At 43.8% G+C, this 24,219-nt stretch carries 22 protein-coding genes, 1 other RNA gene and 1 pseudogene; 13 read left to right on the plus strand and 11 right to left on the minus strand.

Going from position 1 to position 24,219, the window contains the following annotated elements; genetic code table 11:
• Positions 1–33 precede the first annotated feature (33 nt).
• Positions 34–447 carry a phosphoribosyl-AMP cyclohydrolase gene (hisI, locus tag MAR181_RS08005; protein WP_013796090.1) on the minus strand — a complete coding sequence of 138 codons (414 nt, stop codon included), beginning with the start codon at positions 445–447 and terminating at the stop codon, positions 34–36.
• A complete protein-coding gene (locus MAR181_RS08010; RefSeq protein ID WP_013796091.1) occupies positions 444–1,307 on the minus strand; it encodes a 6-carboxytetrahydropterin synthase in 864 nt (287 codons plus the stop codon). Before MAR181_RS08010 ends, hisI begins: the two co-directional genes overlap by 4 nt.
• Before the next feature lie 384 nt (positions 1,308–1,691).
• Here MAR181_RS08010 and ffs point away from each other — a divergent pair.
• The 3 genes from ffs (at position 1,692) to MAR181_RS08020 (ending at position 4,700) form a co-directional block, all read left to right on the plus strand.
• An RNA gene (gene ffs / locus MAR181_RS18175) (signal recognition particle sRNA small type) lies at positions 1,692–1,788 on the plus strand.
• 457 nt (positions 1,789–2,245) lie between these two features.
• On the plus strand, positions 2,246–3,058 hold the full coding sequence (locus tag MAR181_RS08015; protein WP_013796092.1) for a phosphate/phosphite/phosphonate ABC transporter substrate-binding protein: 813 nt from the start codon (positions 2,246–2,248) through the stop codon (positions 3,056–3,058).
• Positions 3,059–3,095: 37 nt separating this feature from the next.
• Positions 3,096–4,700, plus strand: a complete 1,605-nt coding sequence (locus tag MAR181_RS08020) for an ATP-binding protein (protein WP_013796093.1) — start codon at positions 3,096–3,098, stop codon at positions 4,698–4,700.
• Positions 4,701–5,082: 382 nt separating this feature from the next.
• Here MAR181_RS08020 and MAR181_RS08025 read toward each other — a convergent pair whose 3' ends face one another.
• Entirely contained in the window at positions 5,083–6,777 is a 1,695-nt protein-coding gene (locus MAR181_RS08025; protein ID WP_013796094.1) for a methyl-accepting chemotaxis protein, read from the minus strand.
• A 459-nt stretch (positions 6,778–7,236) separates the two neighbouring features.
• Here MAR181_RS08025 and umuD point away from each other — a divergent pair, with 459 nt between their 5' ends.
• Together umuD and umuC are read left to right on the plus strand one after the other, a co-directional pair.
• A complete protein-coding gene (gene umuD, locus MAR181_RS08030) occupies positions 7,237–7,686 on the plus strand; it encodes a translesion error-prone DNA polymerase V autoproteolytic subunit (protein WP_013796095.1) in 450 nt (149 codons plus the stop codon).
• A complete protein-coding gene (gene umuC, locus MAR181_RS08035; protein WP_013796096.1) occupies positions 7,683–8,954 on the plus strand; it encodes a translesion error-prone DNA polymerase V subunit UmuC in 1,272 nt (423 codons plus the stop codon). Before umuD ends, umuC begins: the two co-directional genes overlap by 4 nt.
• 230 nt (positions 8,955–9,184) lie before the next feature.
• Here umuC and MAR181_RS08040 read toward each other — a convergent pair whose 3' ends face one another.
• Both MAR181_RS08040 and leuA read right to left on the minus strand, forming a co-directional pair.
• Positions 9,185–9,841, minus strand: coding sequence for a LexA family protein (locus MAR181_RS08040; protein WP_013796097.1), 657 nt, complete (start codon positions 9,839–9,841; stop codon positions 9,185–9,187).
• Positions 9,842–10,324: 483 nt separating this feature from the next.
• Complete coding sequence (gene leuA, locus MAR181_RS08045; RefSeq protein WP_013796098.1) at positions 10,325–11,998, minus strand: 2-isopropylmalate synthase; 1,674 nt, start codon at positions 11,996–11,998, stop codon at positions 10,325–10,327.
• A gap of 214 nt (positions 11,999–12,212) precedes the next feature.
• On the opposite strand from leuA, the gene MAR181_RS08050 reads away from it, so the two are divergent.
• Together MAR181_RS08050 and ribA are read left to right on the plus strand one after the other, a co-directional pair.
• Positions 12,213–12,686, plus strand: a complete 474-nt coding sequence (locus MAR181_RS08050) for an Lrp/AsnC family transcriptional regulator (protein WP_013796099.1) — start codon at positions 12,213–12,215, stop codon at positions 12,684–12,686.
• Between the two features lie 97 nt (positions 12,687–12,783).
• Positions 12,784–13,389, plus strand: a complete 606-nt coding sequence (gene ribA, locus MAR181_RS08055) for a GTP cyclohydrolase II (RefSeq protein WP_013796100.1) — start codon at positions 12,784–12,786, stop codon at positions 13,387–13,389.
• A gap of 77 nt (positions 13,390–13,466) precedes the next feature.
• Here the strand turns inward: ribA and MAR181_RS08060 are convergent, their stop codons facing one another.
• Positions 13,467–14,663 (minus strand): DEAD/DEAH box helicase, encoded by a 1,197-nt coding sequence (locus MAR181_RS08060; RefSeq protein WP_013796101.1) that lies wholly within the window; start codon positions 14,661–14,663, stop codon positions 13,467–13,469.
• A 176-nt stretch (positions 14,664–14,839) separates the two neighbouring features.
• Here MAR181_RS08060 and MAR181_RS08065 point away from each other — a divergent pair, with 176 nt between their 5' ends.
• Both MAR181_RS08065 and MAR181_RS08070 read left to right on the plus strand, forming a co-directional pair.
• A complete protein-coding gene (locus MAR181_RS08065) occupies positions 14,840–15,394 on the plus strand; it encodes a DUF1415 domain-containing protein (RefSeq protein ID WP_013796102.1) in 555 nt (184 codons plus the stop codon).
• A gap of 58 nt (positions 15,395–15,452) precedes the next feature.
• Positions 15,453–16,286 (plus strand): CvfB family protein, encoded by an 834-nt coding sequence (locus MAR181_RS08070; protein ID WP_013796103.1) that lies wholly within the window; start codon positions 15,453–15,455, stop codon positions 16,284–16,286.
• 34 nt (positions 16,287–16,320) lie between these two features.
• Here the strand turns inward: MAR181_RS08070 and MAR181_RS08075 are convergent, their stop codons facing one another.
• Complete coding sequence (locus tag MAR181_RS08075; RefSeq protein ID WP_013796104.1) at positions 16,321–17,268, minus strand: ketopantoate reductase family protein; 948 nt, start codon at positions 17,266–17,268, stop codon at positions 16,321–16,323.
• A gap of 82 nt (positions 17,269–17,350) precedes the next feature.
• On the opposite strand from MAR181_RS08075, the gene MAR181_RS08080 reads away from it, so the two are divergent.
• Positions 17,351–17,836 (plus strand): YajQ family cyclic di-GMP-binding protein, encoded by a 486-nt coding sequence (locus tag MAR181_RS08080; protein ID WP_013796105.1) that lies wholly within the window; start codon positions 17,351–17,353, stop codon positions 17,834–17,836.
• 51 nt (positions 17,837–17,887) lie between these two features.
• Here the strand turns inward: MAR181_RS08080 and MAR181_RS08085 are convergent, their stop codons facing one another.
• Positions 17,888–18,196, minus strand: coding sequence for an MGMT family protein (locus tag MAR181_RS08085; RefSeq protein ID WP_245546227.1), 309 nt, complete (start codon positions 18,194–18,196; stop codon positions 17,888–17,890).
• 48 nt (positions 18,197–18,244) lie between these two features.
• Here MAR181_RS08085 and MAR181_RS08090 point away from each other — a divergent pair, with 48 nt between their 5' ends.
• The 3 genes from MAR181_RS08090 (at position 18,245) to groL (ending at position 20,838) form a co-directional block, all read left to right on the plus strand.
• On the plus strand, positions 18,245–18,715 hold the full coding sequence (locus MAR181_RS08090; protein WP_013796107.1) for an FxsA family protein: 471 nt from the start codon (positions 18,245–18,247) through the stop codon (positions 18,713–18,715).
• A 126-nt stretch (positions 18,716–18,841) separates the two neighbouring features.
• A complete protein-coding gene (locus MAR181_RS08095) occupies positions 18,842–19,132 on the plus strand; it encodes a co-chaperone GroES (protein ID WP_013796108.1) in 291 nt (96 codons plus the stop codon).
• Positions 19,133–19,191: 59 nt separating this feature from the next.
• Complete coding sequence (gene groL / locus MAR181_RS08100; RefSeq protein WP_013796109.1) at positions 19,192–20,838, plus strand: chaperonin GroEL; 1,647 nt, start codon at positions 19,192–19,194, stop codon at positions 20,836–20,838.
• Positions 20,839–21,045: 207 nt separating this feature from the next.
• Here groL and MAR181_RS18745 read toward each other — a convergent pair.
• From MAR181_RS18745 to MAR181_RS08110, 3 genes and pseudogenes are all read right to left on the minus strand, one after another.
• Positions 21,046–21,144, minus strand: a pseudogene (locus tag MAR181_RS18745) (IS30 family transposase); the annotation flags it as partial.
• Positions 21,145–21,309: 165 nt separating this feature from the next.
• Positions 21,310–22,668, minus strand: a complete 1,359-nt coding sequence (chrA, locus tag MAR181_RS08105) for a chromate efflux transporter (protein WP_013796110.1) — start codon at positions 22,666–22,668, stop codon at positions 21,310–21,312.
• Positions 22,669–22,675: 7 nt separating this feature from the next.
• Positions 22,676–23,494: a chromate resistance protein ChrB domain-containing protein gene (locus MAR181_RS08110; RefSeq protein WP_013796111.1), complete on the minus strand. Its 819-nt coding sequence runs from the start codon at positions 23,492–23,494 to the stop codon at positions 22,676–22,678.
• Between the last annotated feature and the right edge of the window lie 725 nt (positions 23,495–24,219).

The raw sequence follows: 24,219 nt of genomic DNA on the forward strand, positions 1-24,219 counted from the left end.
TGCCCAGTTTCGGTGCGATGTAGCTGATGGGGTTTAAGATTGTTTTTCTGGTGCTGAGTCGATGACGACGTGATTTCCTTCTACTTTGAAAAAGAAACAATCTCGGCGGTTGGTATGACAAGCAGGGCCTTTTTGATCCACTTGCAATAAGATGCAGTCACCGTCGCAATCAAAGGACATGGAAATCAGAGATTGGCGATGACCTGAGCTTTCGCCTTTGCGCCAATAGGTTTGTCGAGAGCGTGACCAATAGCAAACCTGTCCTGTTTCTAGCGTTTCACGAATCGATTTTTCATTCATGTAAGCCAACATCAAGACTTCACCCGTATCGTGTTGCTGGGCAATGGCAGCAACTAACCCGGCATCGTCTGTTTTTAAATTGGCTAACACCGTCTCCAGTGGCAATTGCTCGCCTTTTGCCAAATTCTCATACGCTTTTAAACTCATTTCGTTACCTTATATTCAGAAATGGCACCTTTACCAATGCCTTCAAAACCATGTGCTTCAATGAGGCTGCCAACCTGTTCATGCGCTAATACATAGGCTACGTGAGCTGACAAGGACTCTACCGTGGTGTCGCAATTCAACATATAGACTTGCTGGCTATCAATGGTCAGTTCAAATAAGCCTTGTTGACTGGTGTAGCTGAAATAATGGTGTGGGCGGCCGTTAATGTCGACGACTTTTTGCAAATCTTCTTGTGTGCCCAGATAAATGTCTTGCCAGCGTTTTGCCCAATCTTGCTCTAATGCGGCGTCGGCTTTGCCATCACGATAAATTTCAATGGTGGATCGATGACCATGAGCGATACGTTGGCAATTTCCGGCGTGCTTCTTTAGACCATGGCTATATTGATACTGAGCGCCAGATATGGACTCTGGCGTAAAGCGAATACTGACGGCTTCTAATTCTGCCGGCAATAGGTCTAGAATTTGTTGTTCTACCCAAGCGGCCGCTAAAGAGGGGGTAATTTGCTGACAAGGTAATGAGCAGATTGCTTGTGATGGTGCATCACATTGGAAATGTCGACCGTCTTCATGATCGAACTGGAAAGAGACACGATCATTGTCTAACTCAATAAGCCGACTGCTTGGGTGCTCAGTTGGAATGGCGAGCATGTGATCTATGTTGTCGTCTAGCCATTTTTTAATTTGCTTTTTCACTATGCTGAAATCGCAAATCATGCTTTCGTCATTCAGCTTGCCGGTCAGCACGATGTCTGTCTGCCAGCTTTCTCCTAACAATCCGCGTTCTGCATCAAAGTAGGAAAAATCCACGTGAGTTAGGTTTTTTACAAATAGCTTCAACTTGCTACTCCTCAAATCTGATGACGCGTATCTTACCTTAAATACCATGGCGGATATAGGCGAGCCCGAAGCCTTTAGAAATAGAGTCGGTTGTTCGAGCTGCTTGCTTAGGCGTTGTCGATATCCTAGTCGATATAAAGACAAGTGGTGAAAAGGGCATTAGCAACAGAGTTTACGGTTGGAAATGTGACCGGTGAAAAAAGCCGAATCAAGAAAAGCCGTGGTAAAAGGTGAGGGTGGTGGGGATTGAGCAAGATGAGAGCCCAAAAATTAGTTTGGCCAATCATTTTAACTATTTGAAAATACATAAGAATGCGGTTGATATTTCAAATTGGCCGCGTATAATCTCGCCCCAAGGTCAACAGGCCTCCTTTATGGTGTCTCTGCTGGTCCCCTCGCAACAATAAATCGTTAATCTGGTCAGGTCCGGAAGGAAGCAGCCACAGCGATGGACTTGTGTGCCGAGGTGCGGCTGGTAGAGATGCCACCTAATTCTTGTCATTCCAAGCAATTTTTCAAACCGATTATTTCCCGATACTCTTTCCATGTCATGACTCGTTAGCCTAGAAGCCGATTCTAAGCCCGTTAACTCGTCATACCGCCTAATGAGTTTTTCGTTTCCTTTTGTCCCCACTGAATGCCTGCATGCCACGTCTTTTTTGTTCTCTCTGGCTTACCCATGTCTCTGTTTACCCTACGATATTTTGTTAAAGATAAATGATCGCGTAATTTCTTGTTATCTTGTATGAACTTTGTATGAAGTTTCTGAGATGAATTCTATAGTTATTATAGTTAGGGAGGGTGCGGATACGTCTTCTGAGGGTGTGTTTTATCAGAAGGAAGGCATTTCAAGGCAAGTGTTGGAAGAGGCCTGTTGTTGAATGTCCGGATTTGTTCGCTCCTTGCCCAAATGGAATGTCATGTCTTTGGAGAACATAATGATGACACGTTTATGGTTACTTGTTGCACTTCTATTGCCATCCCTATGTGCCGCACAAACTTTGACCTTTGGTGTGGTGCCACAACAGTCGGCGAAAACGCTGGCAGCGAAGTGGTCTCCGGTGCTGAGTTACATCAGTGAGCAAGCGGGAGTGACTTTGCAGTTTGCCACGGCGAAAAATATTCCTGAGTTTGAGAAGCGCTTGTTAGCTGGGGAATACGATCTGGCCTATATGAACCCCTATCACTATGTGGTGTTTCACCAAAAGCCAGGTTATCAAGCCATTGCTAAGCAAAAAGATAAGCAAATACGAGGCATTGTCGTGGTGCGAAAAGACAGTGCTATTCGTTCGTTAGAGGATTTGCAAAATACGCGTTTGGCCTTTCCTTCTCCTGCGGCATTTGCGGCGAGTATTTTACCTCGAGCCCAAATGACTCAGGAAAACATTGTTTTTACGCCTTCTTATGTTTCTTCTCATGACTCGGTGTATTTAAACGTGGCTCGCGGTTTTTTCCCGGCAGGGGGCGGTGTGATTCGTACCTTTAATAATACGTCTCCTGAGGTGCGAGATCAGCTTAAAGTACTGTGGCGAACCAAGCCTTATACGTCTCATGCGATCGCCGCACATCCTAGGGTTCCTCAAGCGCAACTGACTAAAATTGTTCAAGTTATGATGCAAATGAACGGTGAGCCAGAGGCCATGGCTTTGCTTAAGGTGCTTAATTTTAAAGGGTTAGAAGCGGCTTCAAACGATCGATGGGATGACATTCGCGACCTTGATATTAAGTTGCTTGATTATATGCTTGAGTAACCTTTCTATTGAATCGCGCAAGGGAAGGGAGAAGTAAATGTCATTAAGGTTAAAAACCATACTGGGCGTCGCTTTTATCGAAGCGATTTTGTTGGCGTTGTTGATTTCCATGACATTGAATTATTTGGAGTCAACCAACTACGATGGTTTATATAAGCGAGCGACCACTACAGCGACCTTGTTTTCGACAACCACTAAAGACGCGGTGATTTCTTATGACCTTGCTTCGTTAGAAGACTTTAGCTCTGAGTTGATGGCCAACCCGGATATTGTCTATGTGAAAGTGCTGACACCCGAAGGTCAGGTGTTTACTCAAGCTGGGGACGAGCGTCTTTTAACACGCGCTTTTATAGAAGATGAGGATGTCTCTGCTGTAAACGATGGTGTTTTTGATATCAGTGCCTCCATAGAAGAAGGCGGTCAGGTATTTGGTAAAATTGAATTAGGGATTGATACCACAGGGTTAAGCCAATCTATAGAAGAAGCCCGAATCTGGAGTGCTTCTATTGCGATTGGCGAGATGCTGTTAGTGGCGTTGTTTTCATTTTTATTGGGGACTTATTTAACCAGTCGTCTCAGCAGACTCACGGAGGCGGCCAATCAAATTTCACATGGCAGCACTGAGTTTAGTCTATCGACAAAAGGCAATGATGAGATTTCCGATGTGGCTGAGGCATTTAATCAGATGTCTCGGCGTTTGACTCAAGCGGCCGAGCAGAGGGCCGTTTATGAGCAACAGTTAGAGCAGTTAAACCAGACACTTGAAAGTCGAGTGGAGCGTAGAACCGAGCAATTGAAAAGTAACATTTATAAATTAGAAGGCACCAATAAGAAACTGCAAGTGGCTCAGGAGCAATTGATTCAATCCGAAAAAATGGCGTCTATTGGTACGCTGGCGGCAGGCGTCGCACACGAAATCAATAACCCGATTGGTTATGTGATGAGCAATATCAAAACCTTAAAGGAATATAATCAAATCTATCAAGAGGCGATTAATCGCTTTTTAAAACTGACGAGCCAAGTGTCGGAAGATGTCGACCCGTCTCTACAGGAGCTGATGGTGTGGCTACAACAGCAAGACATTGAGTATATTCAAGCCGATGTGTCTGAGCTTATGAGTGATACGGTAGAAGGGACATTGCGTATACGAGAAATTGTCGCAGGCCTAAAAGACTTTTCGCACGTCAAGCTTCAACAGGAAATGCAGGAGGAAGACCTTAATGAGGCGATAAAAAAAACCTTAAAAGTGGCGCAGAACGAGCTCAAGTATAAAGCGGCTGTGAAAGTCAAATTAGGCAATATCCCTAAGGTAAAATGTCGTATCGGCCAAGTACAACAAGTACTGCTGAACCTTTTTATTAATGCGGGGCATGCTATTACGGACAAGGGCGTCATAAAAGTGATAAGCGGGGTGATGGGAAAAGAAGTGTATATTGCTGTGAGAGACAATGGCACAGGGATAGCGAAATCGCTTCAAGAAAAGATCTTTGACCCATTCTTTACGACGAAAGAAGTCGGAACGGGAAGTGGTCTTGGTTTATCCATTACGTATGGCATTATGCAAGATCATAATGGCAGAGTAGAGCTTGATAGTGCCGTGGGTAAGGGCAGCACTTTCACACTGTTTTTTCCAATCGACTAGCCGTTTTATGGCACTAGCTCGCTTATTTTTTGACGTCAATAAGGCGTACCCAGTTCACCTCATTCCACATTACTTTCAAAAAGACGTTTAGCCTATTTTGCAGTTGAAATGATGCGGTATTTTTATGCCGTATAGTGTGAGTTTTTTATCGACCTGTTACTTATCTTGGAGAGCTGGCTCTGCCTCTTTTATTGTTAAGAGACGGGCGGTGTGTCCGCTGCAAAGTTCGAAGGAATGCATTTATTGAGGCGACTACTAGCGACTCGTGAGGTGGAAAATCTCATTGGTTTAAAGGACACATTCTTAATGGTATGTCGTCATAGCGGGTCAAAAGGGAACACCAATGAATCTTTAGTGATCGATTCATTGGTGTGGTGGCGCGTTATACTTTGAATTGAGCTAGTCGCTCATTAAGGTTTGTAACCTCTTCAGCTATGCTGTAGTTGGCGGTTGCGACCTTGCCTGTGTCTTGGCTGGTTGTTTGAGAGATCTGACTAATGTTGTTAACGCGGTCGAGAATTTGCGTTGCTACTGATGATTGTTCCTCGGTCGCGGTGGCAATTTGCTGATTTAAATCCGCAATGTTATTCACCGCGCCAACCACTTCTTCAAAACGCTCTGCTGTCTTTCTGCCAATAACGGTGCAATGTTCAGTGACTTCGATGCCTTTGTTCATACTGTCCATTGCGTCTTTTGCACCTGCTTGAAGATTTTCAACCAGATTTTGAATGTCGACTGTCGATGTCTGGGTTTTTTGTGCCAAAGAGCGAACTTCATCGGCAACCACGGCGAAACCTCGACCAGATTCTCCTGCGCGCGCGGCTTCTATGGCGGCATTCAGTGCTAGCAAATTGGTTTGTTCTGCAATGCCTTGGATCGTGTCTAACACGGCGCCGATGTTATCTGTTTCTTTGGCCAGATTGTCGATGCTGTGAGCCGTGGCTTGCACGTCTTTTGATAATTGAGTGGTGATTCTTTGGTTTTCTTCTGCCGTCGATTTGCCTTGTTCAACGAGTTCCAACACCTCAGAGGCAACATTCGACGCGGAAACGGTATTTTTGGCGACTTCTTCCGTTGCGTCACTCATTTCGCTGACTGCGTCAGCCACAAGGCTGGTTTCCGTTTCTTGCTTGTCGACTGAGGCAAGGGTGTTTTTCACTATCACCGACGCTTTGGCTGAGTTGCTGTCTAAGCGCTTTGAAGACTCTGAAATACCAATAATGATGTTTTGGAGTTTGCTGATGAACTGGTCCAGTTTGTTCGCCACCTTTCCCACTTCATCGTTACGTTTGAAGTCCATTCGAAGGGTTAGGTCGCCATTGCCATTAACCAAATCATCTAAGCGTACCAAAAGGTCTTTTAGTGGCCCAATGATAGAGCGACCAATGAAGACTGGAATGAGGATGCCCACTAGTATGGAAATCGCAATGACAGTCGCAATAACGTTGAGGGCATGTTGTTCATCGGCAAACGCGATGTTGGCGGAATCTAATGCAAACTGTTGAGATTCATTCAAAACCGAAATCATGTGTTTGTCTAATTGCTCATTAGCATGCTCGATCTCTGCAATAGTGTTAAGGGCGTTTGTTATGCCGCTGCTCTTAATCGTCTGTAGAAAATCTATAATAGTGTGTTCTAATGCGAAGAATTCAGATTCTATCTTGATAAATTCTTCTAGGATGACGTCATATTTTTGTTTTGCTTCAGCGCTTTCAAGATTTGACTGTAGTGTTTTAATGGTTTGATCAGCCATTATGATTTCGTCATGTAATTTTTTATTGTTTGTTTCTAACATCGCAATTAAGGCCACCGTTTCTTGTGATGTACCTTTGCCCTTGACTTCATCTAATAGTGCATGAGAAATGACTTTTTCAACGGTGATGGCTTGTTGTAATTGGTGTTCTGTAACAAGGGTTAACGTGTTTGTTAGGGGAAGGTGGTCGTGTGCTATTTCTTTGATTTCATGGCCAATTTTTTGGAATTGGTTGATCGAAAAGCCGCCAACTACAATAATCAAGAGCAATTGAATAGCGCTCATTATGAAGAATTTATGGGAAATTTTCAGCTTAGATATCATATGAACTTCCTATTAGTTTAGAGCTATTTGATAATAAATATCGTAGTCATATTGTTGAGGTCATGCTTTATATAAACTTCATCGTAACCTTCTGAAAGTCAGCAACAAAGTTAGCAACAACAATGGCGTGTGCGTCCATGCGTGTGCGTCAATAAAGATATTAAACTTCTTAGCACGAGATGTACTTTTCTATTATGCGTAGTTCCTGAGTTTATTCTATAAGTGTTTGTTTTTATTTTGTAAACTTTAGTGTTTGGTTTTTACGCTATTGTTACTGTTATGAATTGTTATTTGTAAAACGGGCGTGAATAAAGGGGGTTGAAAAGACGCTCTTGATTGAGTTCTGAGATAATCTTTTGGCCTTGGTTCTAAATCTGCATTCTTCACAAAAATACACTTGGTCAATTCTGCCTATGAAACTATACTGTACGTTTATACAGTTTGGTTTGAGTGTTATATATGCGTGTTACTTATCTTGGAGTGTCTGGCTCCGCCTCTTTTATTGCTGAAAATAGTGTGCAGATTCCTCTTTACAGCGACGCTGTGTCAGCAGGTTTTCCTTCTCCGGCACAGGATTTCGTTGAACGGACGTTGGATTTGAATGAGTTGTGCATTCCTCACCCAAGTGCCACTTTTTTTGTACGAACTCAGGGTGATTCTATGATTGAAGCTGGGATTCACAGTGGTGATGTGCTGGTGGTGGATCGCTCATTAACGGCGCGCCATCGTGACACCATCATTGCTTGCCTGCATGGGGAAATGACCGTGAAGGTGTTGGAGTTGAAGCCGGATGTTTTATTACGTCCTAAAAATAAGGCTTATAAAGCAATACCAATCACGGAAGAATCGGAGTTTGAGGTGTTTGGCGTTGTTACCAGTGTGATTCGTAAGCTAGAGCGCGGTGCATGAAAAATGTGTTTGCTCTGGTGGACTGTAATAACTTTTACGCCAGTTGTGAGACTTTATTCCGGCCTGATTTAAAACATAAACCCGTGGTGGTTTTATCCAATAATGATGGTTGTGTGGTGGCTCGTTCTAAGGCGGTCAAGGCGCTCGGCTTAAAAATGGGCGTGCCTTTGTTTCAAGTTCAGGCCGCAATAAAGCAGCATAATATTGTGTGTTTTTCATCGAATTATGCGCTGTACGCTGATATGTCGAATCGAGTGATGACCTTGCTGGAAGAGCAAGCGCCGCGAGTGGAGATTTACTCCATTGATGAAGCTTTTTTGGACTTGTCTGGTGTTGAGATGGTGACAGACGTATTAAGTTTTAGTCGAGGTGTGAAGGCCAAGGTTGATCAATGGACGGGGATTACGGTTGGCATTGGCATTGCGCCAACCAAGACGCTGGCAAAATTAGCCAATTATGCCGCCAAGACCTATCCGGCCACGGGTTCTGTTGTGGACTTGATGGATAGGGAGAGGCAACAGCGGTTACTGGCGTTGGTCGATGTTAGTGAGGTGTGGGGCGTGGGGCGCCGTATGACGGCTAAATTGCGCGCCAAAGGAGTGAAGACGGCATTGGAACTAGCTAACACGGATCCCAAGCGGATTCGAAGAGAGTTTTCCGTGGTATTGGAACGTACCGTGCGTGAATTAAATGGCGTGTCGTGTTTGGACTTGGAGTGTGTAAGGCCAACCAAGCAGCAAATTATTTGCAGCCGTTCTTTTGGCCATAAGGTGACAGAAAAGCAGACTCTAAGGGAAGCCATTGCAAAGTACACGACGAGGGCCGCGGAAAAGCTCAGAGGGGAGCGACGCCTCTGTCGGGTAGTGAGTGTGTTTATTCGTACCAGTCCACACATTCCGCATGAGCCCTTTTACGCCAAAACCTTATCGGTTGAGTTACCCAATCCTAGTGACGATACACGGGATTTGTTGGAAGTGGTCAATGTGATTTTCAATCGTATTTGGCGGTCTGGGTTTCGTTATATGAAGGCTGGGGTGATGCTGTCGGATTTTTATGAACACGGTGCCTTTTCCACAGACCTTTTTCATTCAGCCACCAATAGAGCCAACTCAAAGGCCTTGATGGCGGTTGTTGATGACATTAACCGCAGTGGTTTGGGAAATGTGTTTTTTGCCTCTCAGGGGGTATCGCCGCAATGGTCAATGAAACGGGAACATCTGTCGCCTTGCTATACTACGCGATGGGAGGATTTGCCCCTGGTGCGATGATTGAGCCGAATGGGCCTGAGGATCGTTTTAATGGCGTGATTGATTCGTCCGGTTAACATCAACATGGGGTGTATCTAAGTTGATGATAATGATCATGAAAATGAGATTGAGTTTACAAATGTGGCCATAAGAAAAGCATGCAAAAGTAAACTTTCATTTTGTTTGAGCGGCTGGGTGTGAAAAAAGCGAGGCAAGCTCGCTTTTTTATTCGAGAGACTTGGTTGGATGATTTACAGTTTTAATCTGGCTTCTCTGACAACACCAATTACCCGACAGTTGTTTGTGACTTCGATTGGTCGGTAATTTGGGTTCAGTGGTTTGAGGTAAGTTTGGCCTGCATCAATGATTAATTTCTTGAAGGTCACTTCTTTTGTGGCGCTGACCTTTGCTACCACCAGGTCACCGTTTTGAGCTTGCATGCAAGGGTCAACCAAGATGATGTGAGCTTCGCTAATGCTATGACCAACAGGAGACACCATACTGTCGCCTGTGACTTTAAGCCAGAACGCCTGATGACTAATGGCTGCTGGGGCGTATTCCCACTCTAATTGTTCTTTAAGGCTTGCTTTGTCGGTAAAGTCACGCCAAGTTTCAGCTTGCTCGTGGCTGATAATAGGAACTTGTTTGCTGATAAAGCTGGGGTTGAAAGAAGTATCATGCTGTGGATGGGATGAAGTTTGTCGGCTGGCCGACACGCCACCAAATAACCAGTTAGCATCACATTGTAACGCTTTTGTGAGTGGGATGATGTATTTACCACCAGGCGATGAAATGCCGTTTAGCCATTGGCTAACCGATCCTTTGGTCGCACCTGTCATTTTTGTTAGGTCAACGGCTCTAAGGTGGTGTTCTGTCATTTTCTGTCGAATGCGATCTGAAATATCCATGTTAAGAATACTAAACCAATTTGAGTTTATTTTTATTCATTTGTTTCGTTTAAAAAATTAAACTTTTAACTTTGTGGTTGAGATGAAGGGCATATGAGGAAAAAAACCATTCGTTATTTTGGTACTCAGTCGCTGCTCGTTAGCATGTTGAATTTCTCTAACCGTTCTGTTTTTCAATGAGGTTGTGTGCTCCTAGAAAAGCCAGTACCAAGTACTGCGTATCGAGAAACTCACTAAGCGTAATGAAACAATCCTAAGCTATACCGTCGCTAACTTGTACATTCATTCTGTGAAGTTTATGAGGCATTTTGTGTTTTAAGGTAGGGAAGGTTGAGTGATCAAAAGAAAAAAGCACATTAAGATGCAAGCGTGAGGCATCATACTAGGGTGAAGAAAGTGTCAAAAGAAAAGCCAACATGTTTAACATGTTGGCTTTTCTATGGCATCAGCGCTTTAGAAATAGATGACCAAGAGTCGACCTAGTTAAGCGACATTGGCGTCCGTATTCTGTAGGATTTTCTGGTTTACGGTTGCCATTAAGGCCTGCACTGAGGCCGAAACGATATCACTATCGATGGCAACACCATTGAATCGATCACCATCGATATTGGCTTGCACATATGCGATGGCTTGTGAATCGCTGCCGACGGTTAGAGCGTGCTCTTGATACTGGATAATATCAACGCGCATGCCAAAGTGTTTGCCCAAGGCTTCACTGAAAGCAGACAACGCGCCATTGCCTGTACCGGTAATGTTTATCACGCCCGAATCACTGTTTAGCTCAGCATGAACCGTATCCACATCGTCTTTGGCGTGATCGTATTTACCCAGTTGGTAAGGTTTATCACCTGTCATAAAGCGGGACTCAAATAAGCCTTTCATTGATTCGGCATTCACCACGCCACCATCTTGTTCAGCAAACTGTTGTACGATCGGACTGAACTCAACTTGCAACCAGCGAGGCAATGCCAAGCCATATTCTTGCTCAAGAGTATAAGCCACACCACCTTTACCAGATTGGCTGTTGACGCGAATGACTTCTTGGTAACTGCGACCAACATCACGAGGATCGATTGGCAAGTAGGCCACGTCCCAAGGTTTGTCATCGGTCTGATTTGCCAAACATTTTTTGATGGCGTCTTGGTGAGAGCCAGAGAAAGCGGTAAACACCAATTCGCCTGCGTAAGGGTGGCGCGGGTGAACTTGTAATAAGGTGCAAGCTTGGACGACACTTATGATGCGGTCCATATCGCCTAATGCTAACTCTGGATCAATGCCTTGGCTGTACATGTTCATGGCCATGGTGACCACGTCCATGTTGCCGGTTCTTTCGCCATTGCCTAACAAGGTGCCTTCGATGCGATCGGCACCCGCCATCAAGCCAAGTTCTGCCGCCGCCACACCACAACCTCGGTCGTTGTGAGTGTGTAAGCTGATGATCATGCTGTCACGTTGTTTCACATTGCGACAGAAGTATTCGATTTGGTCAGCAAAACGATTTGGCGTGGCCACTTCGACTGTGGCTGGTAGGTTAATAATGGCTTTGTTATCCGGTGTTGGTTGCCATACGTCGATGACGGCATCAACGACTTCAATGGCGAAATCGGTTTCGGTGCCGGTGAAACTTTCAGGTGAGTATTGAAATACCCATTCCGTTTCTGGGTGTTTCGCCGCATGTTCTTTAACACATTGAGCGCCTTTCACGGCAATCTCTTTGATGCCGTCTTTGCCCAAGCGGAAGACTTGCTCACGCTGAGTTTTAGAGGTTGAGTTGTAAACGTGTACGATGGCTTTTTTCGCGCCTTTTAGTGACTCATAAGTACGCTCAATCAATTCTGGGCGTGCTTGCGTTAAGACTTGAATGTAGACATCGTCAGGAACTTGGTTTTCTTCAATTAACCAACGGACGAAGTCGAAATCCAATTGCGATGCGGCCGGGAAACCCACTTCGATCTCTTTGAAGCCTACGTCCACAAGCAGGGCGAAGAATTGTTTCTTTTGTTCCACTGTCATTGGTTCAACCAGTGCTTGGTTGCCATCGCGCAGGTCAACGCTTGACCAAATTGGGGCGCTGGTGATTTCTTGGTCAGGCCAAGTGCGATTCTCAATGGCGACAGGCTCGAATGCTCTGTACTTAGTGTGATCAAAAGAGGTCATGATCTTTCCCTTCTTATGTTAAGGAGCGGATAAGCTCCGGTTTGAAACAGATAGTATTGAAAAAGATTTATGCGTTACTTTTTCAGGCTTTTCTCTATGTTTCTATCATAGCGAATTTTTTAGGGTAAAAGATTGCGTTTTTTATGGAAGTTTTGGTCCAAATGGCAGTATATTGCGTATATGTAAAATAATTTAGCAATATAAGGCGGATGTTTTGGGTTTTGATAAGATTGATTTGAATATTTTACGTGAGTTACAGCAAGATTCTAGCTTAACAAATCAGGAGTTGGCCGACCGAGTTGGCTTGTCTGCGTCGCCTTGTCTGCGTCGTGTGAAGGCTTTAGAAGAATCGGGTGTGATTGATCGTAGCGTTACCTTGCTGGATCAAAAGAAACTGGGTCTAAAGCTGACGGCTTTTCTACAAATTAGCATGGACCGACACACACCAGATCGTTTTAGTGTGTTTGAAGAGCAGGTTGATTGTTTTCCAGAGGTCAGAAATTGCAACTTGGTTACAGGTCAGAACTGTGACTACCTATTAGAGGTTGTGGTGGAAGATATGGAAAAATATCATGACTTTCTATTGGGAAAATTAACACGAATTCCTGGTGTAACCGGTGTGCAATCTAGTTTTCTATTGCGCAGTGTAAAAGAGAGCACTTCTTTACCCCTAGAGCATTTGATGTAATGGGATATTTCCAAGCTAAAGCATTGATTTTTTCATATTTGACCAAATGTAAGGGCGTTATACTTTGCGTCATAAATAATCCCTAGAGAGAGCAGTAATGACAGATTTAACCATTAAGCGTCGCGTGATGATCCCAGTTCGGGCGGGCGACGTGAGTGCTGAGTTTATTTCCTTTGATGGTGATGATTCAGGCAAAGAGCACATAGGGATATTTTTTGAAGGACAACAGCAGCAAGAGGACCATGTGCCACTGGTTCGTTTGCATTCAGAGTGCTTAACCGGAGATGTGTTTGGCTCTGGTCGTTGTGACTGTGGTGAGCAGCTTGATGAAGCCATTGACCGTATTAATGAAGAAGGCGGTTACATTCTGTACCTTCGTCAGGAAGGTCGTGGCATTGGTTTGTATGCAAAGTTAGAAGCGTATGCTTTGCAGGATCAAGGTTATGATACTTATCAAGCCAATGAAATGTTGCATTTACCAGACGATGGTCGTGATTTTGGTGTCGCCGCAGATATGTTACTCGCGTTAGGTGTGAGTAAGGTTAGGTTATTGACAAACAATCCAGATAAGGCTCAACAATTGAAAGAGCATGGCATTGATGTGGTTGAGTTGGTGCCAACGAAAGTGCATGTAAATCAGCATAACCGTCAGTACCTAGAAACCAAAGCGAAGCGTAAACAACACACTTTAAAGTTTGATTAGCGCTTCTTTAAGGTCAAAAAATACCGTCATAAGGACGGTATTTTTGTCTAGAAAAGCTGGCAAGTAGGGTGTCTCTCTTACTTCTTAGCTTTTTTCTTTTTCTTCTTGAAACGTGGAGATCTGGCCTTGGTTTTGGCTTCTAGTCCTTCAATGCGACCAAATTTAATATTGGTCTGCATAAAACGCTGAATTTTTTCGATCATCGGCAAATCATTAATGTCGATCAAGGAAATGCATTCGCCTGGCGCGCCTTCTCGCGAAGCGCGACCGGCACGGTGAATATAAGAGTCGGCTTTACGGGGCAAGCGTAGGTTGATCACAGTATTGATTTCTGGCAAGTCGATACCACGTGATGCCACATCAGTGGCGACCAGCACTTGCAAGCGTCCGCGTTTCATTTGCTTTAAATGTTCGCTGCGATCACCTTGTTTCATTTCACCGTGCAAACCATCACACATGATGTTCATGTTACGAATTTTTTGTACCCACACATCCACGTGATCACGATTGGAGACAAAAACCACGGTTTGTTGTACGCCTTCTTTATTGAGTAGATGCTTAAGCATGGCTTCTTTATGAGCATCATCGTCAACACGATAGGCGACTTGGTGAATTTGGTTGGGCACGGTGCGAGATGATTCGCCAAGACGAATTTGCTCTGTCTCAGGGCTTAATAAAGCACTGGCAAAGCGGCCCATTTTTTCACCTTCCAACGTGGCTGAGAACATCAGGGTTTGATGTTCCTGTGGTAGTTCTTTGGCGATCTTGTTGATGGCATTCACAAAGCCCATGTCTAACATGCGGTCTGCTTCATCAATGACGAAGTAGCTTACATCCGTTAAGTCTAACCATTGTTTTTCATCAAGTTCGACCAAGCGGCCTGGTGTTGCAACAAGAATGTCACAAGGTTCGCTTAATTGTTGTTGCTGCATGCCATAAGGTGTGCCGCCAATGATTAGCTGAGATTGAATACGAGTATGCTGTGTTAATCCGCCGATGACATTGAAAATTTGTCGAGCAAGTTCGCGGCTAGGCGCTAAAATAAGAACTTTAGGGGCGGTGGTGGATGTTTCGTCACGGTCTAAAACATGTTGCACGGCGGGTGCGCAAAAAGCGATGGTTTTGCCTGTGCCAGTTGGGGCGGTTGCCAAAAGGTCGGAGCCTTCCAAAATGACGGGGATGGCTTGCTGTTGAATTTCAGTAGGTGTTTCAAAACCTAGGCTATTGATTGCTTCTTCGATCGTGTAATCTAGGTCTAACTCAGCAAATGACATGTAAACTCTCTGTTGCAGGAAAAGGAGTGCCTTATGCCGCTAAACTCGACAAAAGGCTAATGGGCAGAATGATACCTTGTTTTATGTTGTTTCGAAATCAAAAGCCGTTTTAAAGCGGGTGTGTTTACGCCTGGTCTTTAATATGGTGGTTAATGTCACTACTAAGAAGATACTGTATGTTGTTATCAGATGATTTGGTGGTCAGCCAAACAATGAATTGGGTGAAGGATTTTATTGTGGGTCACAATGTTTGCCCCTTTGCCAAGCGAGAAGTGGAAAGAGACAGTGTACGTCTTGTTGTATTGCGTTCGAAAAAAACAGATGTCGCCTTAGAAGAGTTGATGTCTGAAATTCAGTGGTTAGACGAGCATGCCGAAACGGAAACCACACTGCTTATTTTTCCGACCTTATTTAAAGATTTTCAGCGTTACTTGGATTTTGTCGAAGTGTCTGAGAACCTGATGTTTGATCAGGGGTGTGAAGGTGTCTACCAGTTGGCCACCTTTCACCCAGATTATTGTTTTGCTGGGGCAGAAGAAGAGGATGTGTCTAATTATACTAACCGTTCTCCTTATCCTATGCTGCACATATTACGAGAGGCCAGTTTGGATAAGGCCATTGAATTTTATGGGAATACGGCTCAAATACCGGATGAAAATATCGCTAAAATGGAAGCTTTGGGACGAAATAAACTGGAAGACATTTTTAAAGCTTGCATGAATGTAAACTAATCTTGCGCTCGACGGATAAGTCAGTATAGTGCGTGAAAAAATCCTTGCCGGAGAAACCATGGCTACACAAATTGGACGCTTAAATACCTTAAGAGTCGTTAAAGAAAAAGAGTTTGGCGTCTATTTGGATGCTGATCCATTGGGTGAGATTCTGCTGCCAAAACGCTACGTGCCAAAGCAGGTGGAAATTGGCCAAGAAATTGATGTGTTTGTTTATCTTGATTCTGATGACAAGCTCATTGCGACGACGGAACTCCCGAAAGCGCAAGTGGGTGAGTTTGCGGCATTGAAATCGGTTGCGGTCAATCAAGTGGGTGCGTTTTTTGATTGGGGATTACCAAAAGATTTATTGGTGCCTTTTAGTCAGCAAAAAAACCGCGTGGAAGAAGGTGAAACGCATTTATTGTTTATTTACCTTGATCAAATTACCAATCGTATTGTCGCGACAACCAAGGTTGATCCTTTGTTGAACCGTGAAGAAGCGCCTTATCGCGTCGGTGATAAAGTCTCCGTGGTGATTGGTGATAAAACCAACATCGGCTTCAAATGCGTGATTGATAATCGTTTTTGGGGGGTGTTGTTCTTCGAAGACGCTTTTCGTCAGTTGTACAAAGGCGAGAAAGCCACAGCCTATATTAAGCAGATGCGCGAAGACGGAAAAATCGATTTGAGTCTTCAAGAAGTGGGCTACAAAAAAGTGCGTAACATCTTGGACGATGTATTGGATTATTTGGACTCACAAGGTGGGGAATCTGAATTGACCGATAAAGCGTCGCCGGAAGCCATTTATAAGGTGTTCAAGGTGAGTAAGGCAACGTACAAAAAAGCACTGGGTGCTTTGTACAAAGATAAAAAAATTGCTTTGACCAAGGAAAAAATTACTAAGTTGTAATTTTTCTAAGAGAATGTCTTTTGATCAAAAGCTGCTAAGTAAGACTTAGCAGCTTTTTTTGTACCTCAGGGCGAGAGTCTGGTTGGTTGATGCCTTCGTACAGAAGCGCTTGTACGGTCAGTTTGACCGGACTGTTTTTCATTAAGAAGCCAGAAATAAAGTCGTTCTCGGTTTGTCTTTGCAATCGCATGTCTTCAAACATAGAGGAGCGATTCAATCGGGTGAGTTTGGCGACGGTACTGACACGGTTTTTTAAATTGTCATAAGATAAATGCTGACTGTGCTTAGCGTAAGCAAATTTAGGGTGAGTAAAGACGCGTTCCAATTCCGTCAGAGTGGCTTGCATTAAGGTTTGAAATTCGTCGTTTAAAATATCCCCGTTATGTAGGTTGAAGATGGCGGTAATCGGGTTGATGACGGCGTTAACAGCCAGCTTTTCGAGAATTCTTTGGTGAATGTTTTGTACTTCAAAGCCTTCTAACGGAAAGGCTTTTTCGGCTTCTGAGGGCAACCAAGGGCCAAAGTAGGTGTCGCCTAATCCTGTGTGCTTAATGTGATTAGGTTCAATTTTGAGTACCCCTTCACTGGTCACGCCTGCCCATAAAGTTTGTTCTGGTTTTATTTGCTTTTGTAATTGATCCTGTGCGCCTAAACCATTGCATAGGCAGACGATGTCCGCTTCATCACTGAGGTGCTCAGACACTTGTTGATAGGCTTCCACAAGGTCAAATGACTTAGTGCATAAGAGTACTTTTTGGTATTGCTTTTCGAGTGTGCTGGCGGTGAATGTTTTTATTTTATACGTCTGTGTTTCGGCTTGCTGTTGTCCGCTTTCATCCACTAAGGAGTCGAGGGTGATTTTTTTTCCGGGGTCGGTGCTTCGATAAACTAGATGCACTTTGTGGCCGAGACTTTTTAGCTTACAGGCCCAAAATAGGCCGATGGCGCCAGAGCCAACCACTAACCAAGGAGATGGTTTCATAACTTGATCCATTAGGTGTTTTATTTCAATTCTTGCTATTATCGCGCCAAACGAACTGATTGAAAATGCAAAGGAGCAGAAAATGCCATCATTTGATGTGGTCTCTGAATTGGACTGGCACGAAGTTAGTAACGCCGTGGACCAAGCAAACCGAGAAATTACAACGCGTTATGACTTTAAAGGCGTCAAAGCCAGCTTTGAAATTAAAGATAAATCCAGTGTTGTTATGCAGGCTGAAGCTGAACCTCAGCTTCGTCAATTGTCAGATATTTTGAATCAAAAGCTGGTAAATCGAGGTATCGATCTGAAGAGTCTTGAAAAAGAAGACATTGAGAAAGGCAATATGCGTGTGTCACAAGCGGTCAAGATGAAAGAAGGCATCGAGGCGGCGGAAGCGAAAAAAATTGTCAAAATGATCAAAGACAGCAAGATCAAAGTGCAAGCGCAAATTCAAGGGGATCAATTGCGTGTCACAGGTAAAAAACGTGATGATCTGCAACAGGTCATGACATTGCTGCGTGGCGCGGACTTGTCACAACCCGTGCAGTTTAATAACTTCCGAGACTGATTTTTGGGTAAAGACAGTCATCTGCTTGGGATGGCTGTTGCCTCGATGATGTTATTGGTCTTTGTGCTTAAGCTTGCTGCCAATAATGATCCAGCCTTCGGCCTCTAATTTTTCTTTTTGACGAAAATAGGCCTCAGATCCTTCCATGAAGCTAATGCACTTTTGGGCATTGACGACTCGGTGCCAGGGCAGTTTGGTGTCTTTGGGTAATTTCTTGAGTAATTGGCCAACTTGTCGTGCGTAACCTGGAAACCCCGCTAATTTGGCGATTTCTCCATAGCTTAGGCATTCTCCTGCTTGTGACTGGTGCAAAATCAGAAATACTTGAGATTTAAAATGCGTCATTGCTTGATTAGTCACGGTGTTGCCCATAGTTATAGGTTAAGTCAAAAACAAAAGAAGGTGATCATGAGATTCGCGTTATTACTATTTATCCTTGTGCCCATTATCGAAATGACTGTGTTGATTCAAGTTGGCAGTGAAATCGGTAGTTTGGCGACAGTGGGCTTAGTCTTTCTGACAGCCATTGTAGGGGTGAGTTTGATTCGTAAGCAAGGTTTAGAAACCTCTTTAAAGGCTCAAGAAAAAATGAGCCGTGGTGAACTGCCGGCATCAGAAGTTGCCGAAGGCGTGATGTTGCTGTTTGCAGGTTTGTGTTTGTTGATTCCTGGTTTTGTCACGGATGCCATTGGTGGTTTGTTGCTGATTCCAGTGCTGCGTAAGTTGTTCGCGGCTGGTTTAGTGGTTAAGTTGATGAGCTCTGTGATGGCGCGGGGTACTCAGTGGCGTACTCGTGGTCATTATGAATCTACCCATGAGGGTGAGATCATCGAAGGCGAGTATGCTAACGAAGATAATGATTTAATTGATAAAAAATAATTTATTGGATGGGTTGAAAAATAAATTAGCAACCGTATATAAAAGTCCGATAGAGATTCTCGCAACTGAGCGAGATAAGTCCTGCCAGGGGAGTCCTGGTATTGTTTTAATTGGAGAAAATGATTGATGAATATTCGTCCTTTGCACGATCGTGTCGTTGTTCGCCGTAAAGAAGAAGAAACAACAACCGCATCTGGTATCGTCCTACCTGGATCTGCTACAGAAAAACCAACACAAGGTGAGGTTTTGGCTGTGGGCACTGGCCGTATTCAGTCTAATGGCGATGTCAGTGCACTTGCTGTTAGCGTTGGTGACACTGTGCTTTTTGGTCAATACTCAGGCCAGACAGTAAAAATCAACGGTGAAGAACTGCTTATCATGAAAGAAGATGAAATTTACGGCGTTATTGAAGCCTAATTCGTCTTATCCTTCCTATTTATTTTTGTAACATTAAAACAGTTAAAAGGTATTAGAGCATGTCAGCTAAAGAAGTTAAATTTGGAGACAGTGCACGCCAGCAAATGCTGAAAGGCGTTAATGTACTAGCCGATGCAGTGAAAGTTACTTTAGGGCCTAAGGGTCGTAATGTTGTCATCGAAAAATCTTTCGGTGCGCCTTTGGTGACAAAAGACGGCGTGACCGTTGCGAAAGAAATCGAATTGGAAAACAAATTCGAAAACATGGGCGCGCAAATGGTAAAAGAAGTGGCGTCACAAGCGAACGATGTAGCGGGTGACGGTACGACGACGGCGACTGTATTGGCGCAAGCTTTGGTAACCGAAGGTCTTAAATCGGTTGCAGCGGGTCGTAACCCAATGGATCTTAAGCGTGGTATCGACAAAGCGGCAGCGGCTGTTGTAACTGAAATCGCAGCCTTGTCTACACCTTGTACCGACACTCGTGCGGTTGAGCAAGTCGGTACTATCTCAGCAAACTCTGATGTGTCGGTTGGTAAGATCATCGCAGAAGCCATGGAGCGTGTTGGTAAAGAAGGTGTTATTACCGTTGAAGAAGGTTCTGGCTTTGAAGATGAGCTAGCGGTAGTAGAAGGTATGCAGTTTGACCGCGGTTACCTATCTCCTTACTTCATTAACAACCAAGAAACCATGAGTGCGGAACTTGAAAACCCATTCATCCTATTGGTTGACAAGAAAATTTCTAACATCCGTGATTTGCTACCAGTATTGGAAGGCGTTGCGAAAGCGTCTCGTCCATTATTGATTGTTGCTGAAGACGTTGAAGGCGAAGCCTTGGCGACATTGGTGGTAAACAGCATGCGCGGTATCGTGAAAGTGGCGGCGACAAAAGCGCCTGGCTTTGGTGATCGTCGTAAAGCTATGTTGGAAGACATCGCGATCCTAACTGGTGCGACTGTGATCTCTGAAGAGGTTGGTCTAAGCCTTGAAGGCACAACACTAGAGCAACTAGGTACTGCGAAACGTGTTACCTTGACAAAAGAAAGCACAACCATAGTAGACGGTGCAGGCCAAGCGGCGAACATCACGTCTCGTGTTGAGCAAATTCGTGCAGAAATCGCGAACTCTTCTTCTGACTACGATAAAGAGAAGCTACAAGAGCGCGTTGCTAAATTGGCTGGCGGTGTTGCGGTTATCAAGATCGGTGCAGCAACAGAAGTCGCGATGAAAGAGAAGAAAGCTCGTGTTGATGATGCGCTTCACGCGACTCGCGCGGCTGTAGAAGAAGGTGTTGTTGCGGGTGGTGGTGTTGCTCTGGTTCGCGCATTGACGAAAGTGGTTAGCTTAGAAGGTGACAACGAAGATCAGAACGTTGGTATCGCGCTAGCACTTCGTGCAATGGAAGCGCCAATGCGTCAGATCGTGACTAACGCAGGTGATGAAGCGTCTGTTGTGGTAGACAAGGTGAAGCAAGGCGAAGGTAACTACGGTTACAACGCAGCGACTGGTGTTTACGGCGACATGTTGGAAATGGGTATCCTAGATCCAGCGAAAGTAACACGTTCTGCACTTCAAGCTGCAGCGTCTGTTGCAGGTCTAATGATCACCACTGAAGCTATGATTGCGGATCTTCCAAAAGAAGACGCACCAGCTATGCCAGACATGGGTGGCATGGGCGGCATGGGTGGCATGGGCGGCATGATGTAATAGATTTAGCCTAAATCGCTTGAAGAAGGCCACAACACTTAGGTGTTGTGGCCTTTTTTTATTTTTGTAGGGTGCATTTTATTAAAATGTAAAGGTATAAAGTGGGGGATTATAGAAGTCTCAAAATACTATCGCCTCATGGAGGGAGTTTGTTTCCCTCATTAATTGAAAGGCCTGAATTTAAGTCGAAGTGCGACACTTTTCATTTCAAGCAGCTAAACACATCTGTTTAAAAATAATGGCTGGCTGCTTGAACCCTAAACACTTCCTTAGACGATTGTTTATTCGTCTCATCGCGAAGGCTATTCTCTCGCAGTTGGCTTCTTCTACACCTGATTAGCAGTGTCGCACTTATTATCTGAATTTAGGTTTTTCAGGGACGACTAACAAACACCTGTAAAAATACGAGTATCTATCAGGTCAAGTAAAAACTAAAACCAAGAAAGCAAAGTGATTTTTTTAATGTCGGCATTAGCTTAAAAACTGATAAATCAAGCCAAGCAAAGCACTTATTATAATCACTGTCATGATTCCTAGCTTTAACCTTATCAAAGCAATGAATGCTGCCGTACCAATTAGCAATGCAAACCACTCAAATCTTCCTGAAAGATTAAAATCTTGGCTTTCAGGCCAAAGTACATGCAGCGCAAAGAACACTGCTAGGTTTAAAATCACACCTACCACAGCGGCTGTTATTGCGGTCAATGGCGCGGTAAATTTCAAATTATCTCGTGTTGCTTCAACCGCAGGCCCACCAACGAGTATAAAGATGAATGAAGGTAAAAAAGTAAAGAAAGCGGCAACAATTGCGCCTATCGCACCAGCCAACGGAAGCATTTCAGGCCCGAATACTTCTTTAGTCCATGCGCCTACAAACCCAACAAATGATACGACCATAATTAAAGGGCCTGGTGTCGTTTCTCCCAGCGCTAAACCATCGATCATTTGAGATCCTGTTAACCAGGTGAATTGTTCTACACCTCCCTGATAAACATAAGGTAAAACAGCATATGCTCCACCAAATGTCACTAAGGCAGCCTTTGTGAAAAACAAACTCATTTTAGTCAGTGTACCTTCCCATCCATACATTACTGTAAGTACTCCCATTCCTGTAAGCCAAAGTAAAAGTCCAATAACCAGAAAGGTAAACATCCGACGCCATTTAAAACTAGCGTGTTCTGGGGCGGGTGTTTCATCATCGATTACTGCCGGCCCGAAATTTATATTTTCATCGCCGTGATGATTACTTGTCTGAAAATACTCAGGGGCAAATCGAGAGCCTAGAATCCCTATTAAAGCTGCAGCTATGACAATGTAAGGAAAAGGAATTTTCAAAGCAAAAATCGCGACGAAAGCTAATATGGCTATTAATTTTAATACAGGATTAGGGAGAGCTTTTGAGCCAATTCGATAAGCGGCAAACAAGACAATAGCCGTCACTGCTGGTTTTATTCCGTATAAAATGCCTTCAATTTCAGGAACATTTCCGTAGGCTAAGTAGACCCAAGTGAGCGCTATAAGAATAAATAAAGAGGGTAGTACAAATAAGACTCCTGCCATTATCCCACCGCGAACGCCATGCATGAGCCAACCAATATATGTGGCTAATTGTTGTGCTTCGGGGCCTGGAAGCACCATGGTGTAATTCAGTGCATGTAAAAAGCGTTTATTAGAAATCCAGCGACGTTTCTCTACTAGTTCTTGGTGCATCATGCTTATTTGACCTGCCGGGCCACCAAAGCTAATAAAGCCAAGTTTCAACCAATAGATAAAGGACTCTATTAGTGTAACCGATTGAGTAGGATTGTTTTTTTGATGCTTGTTTTTCATTATCAAATTATCCTTTTTTATTATTTGTTAGCCAATCGTGGCCTTCATTACTCGCATCACGAGCCCATCGATAAAATGCATCGTACAAAAGCATTCCGGCATCGAGCTGTTCATTATCATCTCGATACATACGTGATAACCCTAACGAAGCTGCCAAAAGTCCAGCGCATTCCGGGGCAAGATCATGTCTATTGGTATCAGCACCTCTAATTACTTTGGCAAGATGGAGTATAGCGGGAGTTTTTATCTCAAATTCTTCGACCATTACATCAAAGGTGCATAGTTCACTACGATGGCTCCAAAAGACATCTTCAACGTCAAAAGGAGTCGCATTAAATTTTTCTGCAACACCTAATACCTCAGAAGCAGCAACGAATAGAAACTGTGCTTGTGGATCAATAAACCTTCTTATCAACCATGGACATGCGATACGGTCTATTTTGGGTCTTTGTTTAGTCACCCAAACCGTTTGCTGATTTAAATTTTTTTGGGGAAGTTTATCGTATGGAATTAGCGTTTGGCCTGCATCTCGCCAGCCAAAATGACCACCTTCGAGGCTTTCAGCTGCAACTCCCATGGAGCGCAATATCGCTAAGGAGCCTTGGCTAATCTTTTTACCTTGTTGACAATAAATCACAACTCTTTGAGCGTTTAATTTAGGTGCTAATTCTGCAACTTTTAAATGCGGGCACCGAATTGCAGTAGGTATTATTTGTGGGTCAAGATCAAAGTCTTCGTTTATTCTAACGTCAATAATAACAGGAGCATTAGGAGTGCCGATAAGGCGAGATAGTTGACTTACGGTAATTTCAGTAGGTGAGGCCATAAAACATCCTTTCTTAGTACAGACCTAATATATTAAAATTAGCATTAGCTAATAATACAAAAAGAGCTGTACTATTCATTAATAAAGAGTTGGATGCGAGTCTTAGGCTGGCGCCTCACGGGGTGTTCGCAACCCCATGAGTGAATTCTGCCTGCATTTTTTTGAAGCGTCAAAATTATTTATCAGGCCATGTACCTCACAAAGCCAGTAAATCCGAACCTTTAGCCATTTTCTCAAATTTTCTTGGTGATCTTTTCTAGGCAATATGGGCTAAGGGGAAACCGAGTTCAGCCAAAGCAGCAGCACCCAAAGTGGTATCAACACGGCTAACTTAATCATTATGGGTGAAGAAGCTCAGCAAGCGCTAACAGATGAAACGGCAGAGCAAGCCAGTGGTGCCTTAGACAACATCAACACATTGATTTACTTGGTCAACTCTACGACAGAACCATTTATGCTGAAATTTTCAATAGTAAAAGGCAAAATCTGCCCCCAGAAATAGGGAGTGTACTTACGTAGGGTGGGGAATAAATAATCAGAGGGGGTTAAGCTTTGGTCATGTATCCAAATATTTAAAGACTAAGTTTTGCATATACCATAAGTCCTTTGAGCTAGCATGGATTAGTTACCACTTTCAGTAAGGTGCATTCAAGATATACAAGAATTACTTACCCTATTTCTGTTTTATTCTTACAGCTCAAACCTTTTTGATAAGAAATTGGCGA

Source organism: Marinomonas posidonica IVIA-Po-181 (assembly GCF_000214215.1).
In the GTDB taxonomy this organism is placed as follows: domain Bacteria; phylum Pseudomonadota; class Gammaproteobacteria; order Pseudomonadales; family Marinomonadaceae; genus Marinomonas; species Marinomonas posidonica.

Excerpts from the sequence above, each read along its gene's own strand:
- hisI (WP_013796090.1), bottom strand. The coding sequence starts at position 447 with ATGAGTTTAAAAGCGTATGAGAATTTGGCAAAAGGCGAGCAATTGCCA.
- MAR181_RS08015 (WP_013796092.1), top strand. The coding sequence starts at position 2,246 with ATGATGACACGTTTATGGTTACTTGTTGCACTTCTATTGCCATCCCTA.
- MAR181_RS08020 (WP_013796093.1), top strand. The coding sequence starts at position 3,096 with ATGTCATTAAGGTTAAAAACCATACTGGGCGTCGCTTTTATCGAAGCG.
- MAR181_RS08025 (WP_013796094.1), bottom strand. The coding sequence starts at position 6,777 with ATGATATCTAAGCTGAAAATTTCCCATAAATTCTTCATAATGAGCGCT.
- umuD (WP_013796095.1), top strand. The coding sequence starts at position 7,237 with ATGCGTGTTACTTATCTTGGAGTGTCTGGCTCCGCCTCTTTTATTGCT.
- umuC (WP_013796096.1), top strand. The coding sequence starts at position 7,683 with ATGAAAAATGTGTTTGCTCTGGTGGACTGTAATAACTTTTACGCCAGT.
- MAR181_RS08040 (WP_013796097.1), bottom strand. The coding sequence starts at position 9,841 with ATGGATATTTCAGATCGCATTCGACAGAAAATGACAGAACACCACCTT.
- leuA (WP_013796098.1), bottom strand. The coding sequence starts at position 11,998 with ATGACCTCTTTTGATCACACTAAGTACAGAGCATTCGAGCCTGTCGCC.
- ribA (WP_013796100.1), top strand. The coding sequence starts at position 12,784 with ATGACAGATTTAACCATTAAGCGTCGCGTGATGATCCCAGTTCGGGCG.
- MAR181_RS08060 (WP_013796101.1), bottom strand. The coding sequence starts at position 14,663 with ATGTCATTTGCTGAGTTAGACCTAGATTACACGATCGAAGAAGCAATC.
- MAR181_RS08065 (WP_013796102.1), top strand. The coding sequence starts at position 14,840 with ATGTTGTTATCAGATGATTTGGTGGTCAGCCAAACAATGAATTGGGTG.
- MAR181_RS08070 (WP_013796103.1), top strand. The coding sequence starts at position 15,453 with ATGGCTACACAAATTGGACGCTTAAATACCTTAAGAGTCGTTAAAGAA.
- MAR181_RS08075 (WP_013796104.1), bottom strand. The coding sequence starts at position 17,268 with ATGAAACCATCTCCTTGGTTAGTGGTTGGCTCTGGCGCCATCGGCCTA.
- MAR181_RS08080 (WP_013796105.1), top strand. The coding sequence starts at position 17,351 with ATGCCATCATTTGATGTGGTCTCTGAATTGGACTGGCACGAAGTTAGT.
- MAR181_RS08090 (WP_013796107.1), top strand. The coding sequence starts at position 18,245 with ATGAGATTCGCGTTATTACTATTTATCCTTGTGCCCATTATCGAAATG.
- MAR181_RS08095 (WP_013796108.1), top strand. The coding sequence starts at position 18,842 with ATGAATATTCGTCCTTTGCACGATCGTGTCGTTGTTCGCCGTAAAGAA.
- groL (WP_013796109.1), top strand. The coding sequence starts at position 19,192 with ATGTCAGCTAAAGAAGTTAAATTTGGAGACAGTGCACGCCAGCAAATG.
- chrA (WP_013796110.1), bottom strand. The coding sequence starts at position 22,668 with ATGAAAAACAAGCATCAAAAAAACAATCCTACTCAATCGGTTACACTA.
- MAR181_RS08110 (WP_013796111.1), bottom strand. The coding sequence starts at position 23,494 with ATGGCCTCACCTACTGAAATTACCGTAAGTCAACTATCTCGCCTTATC.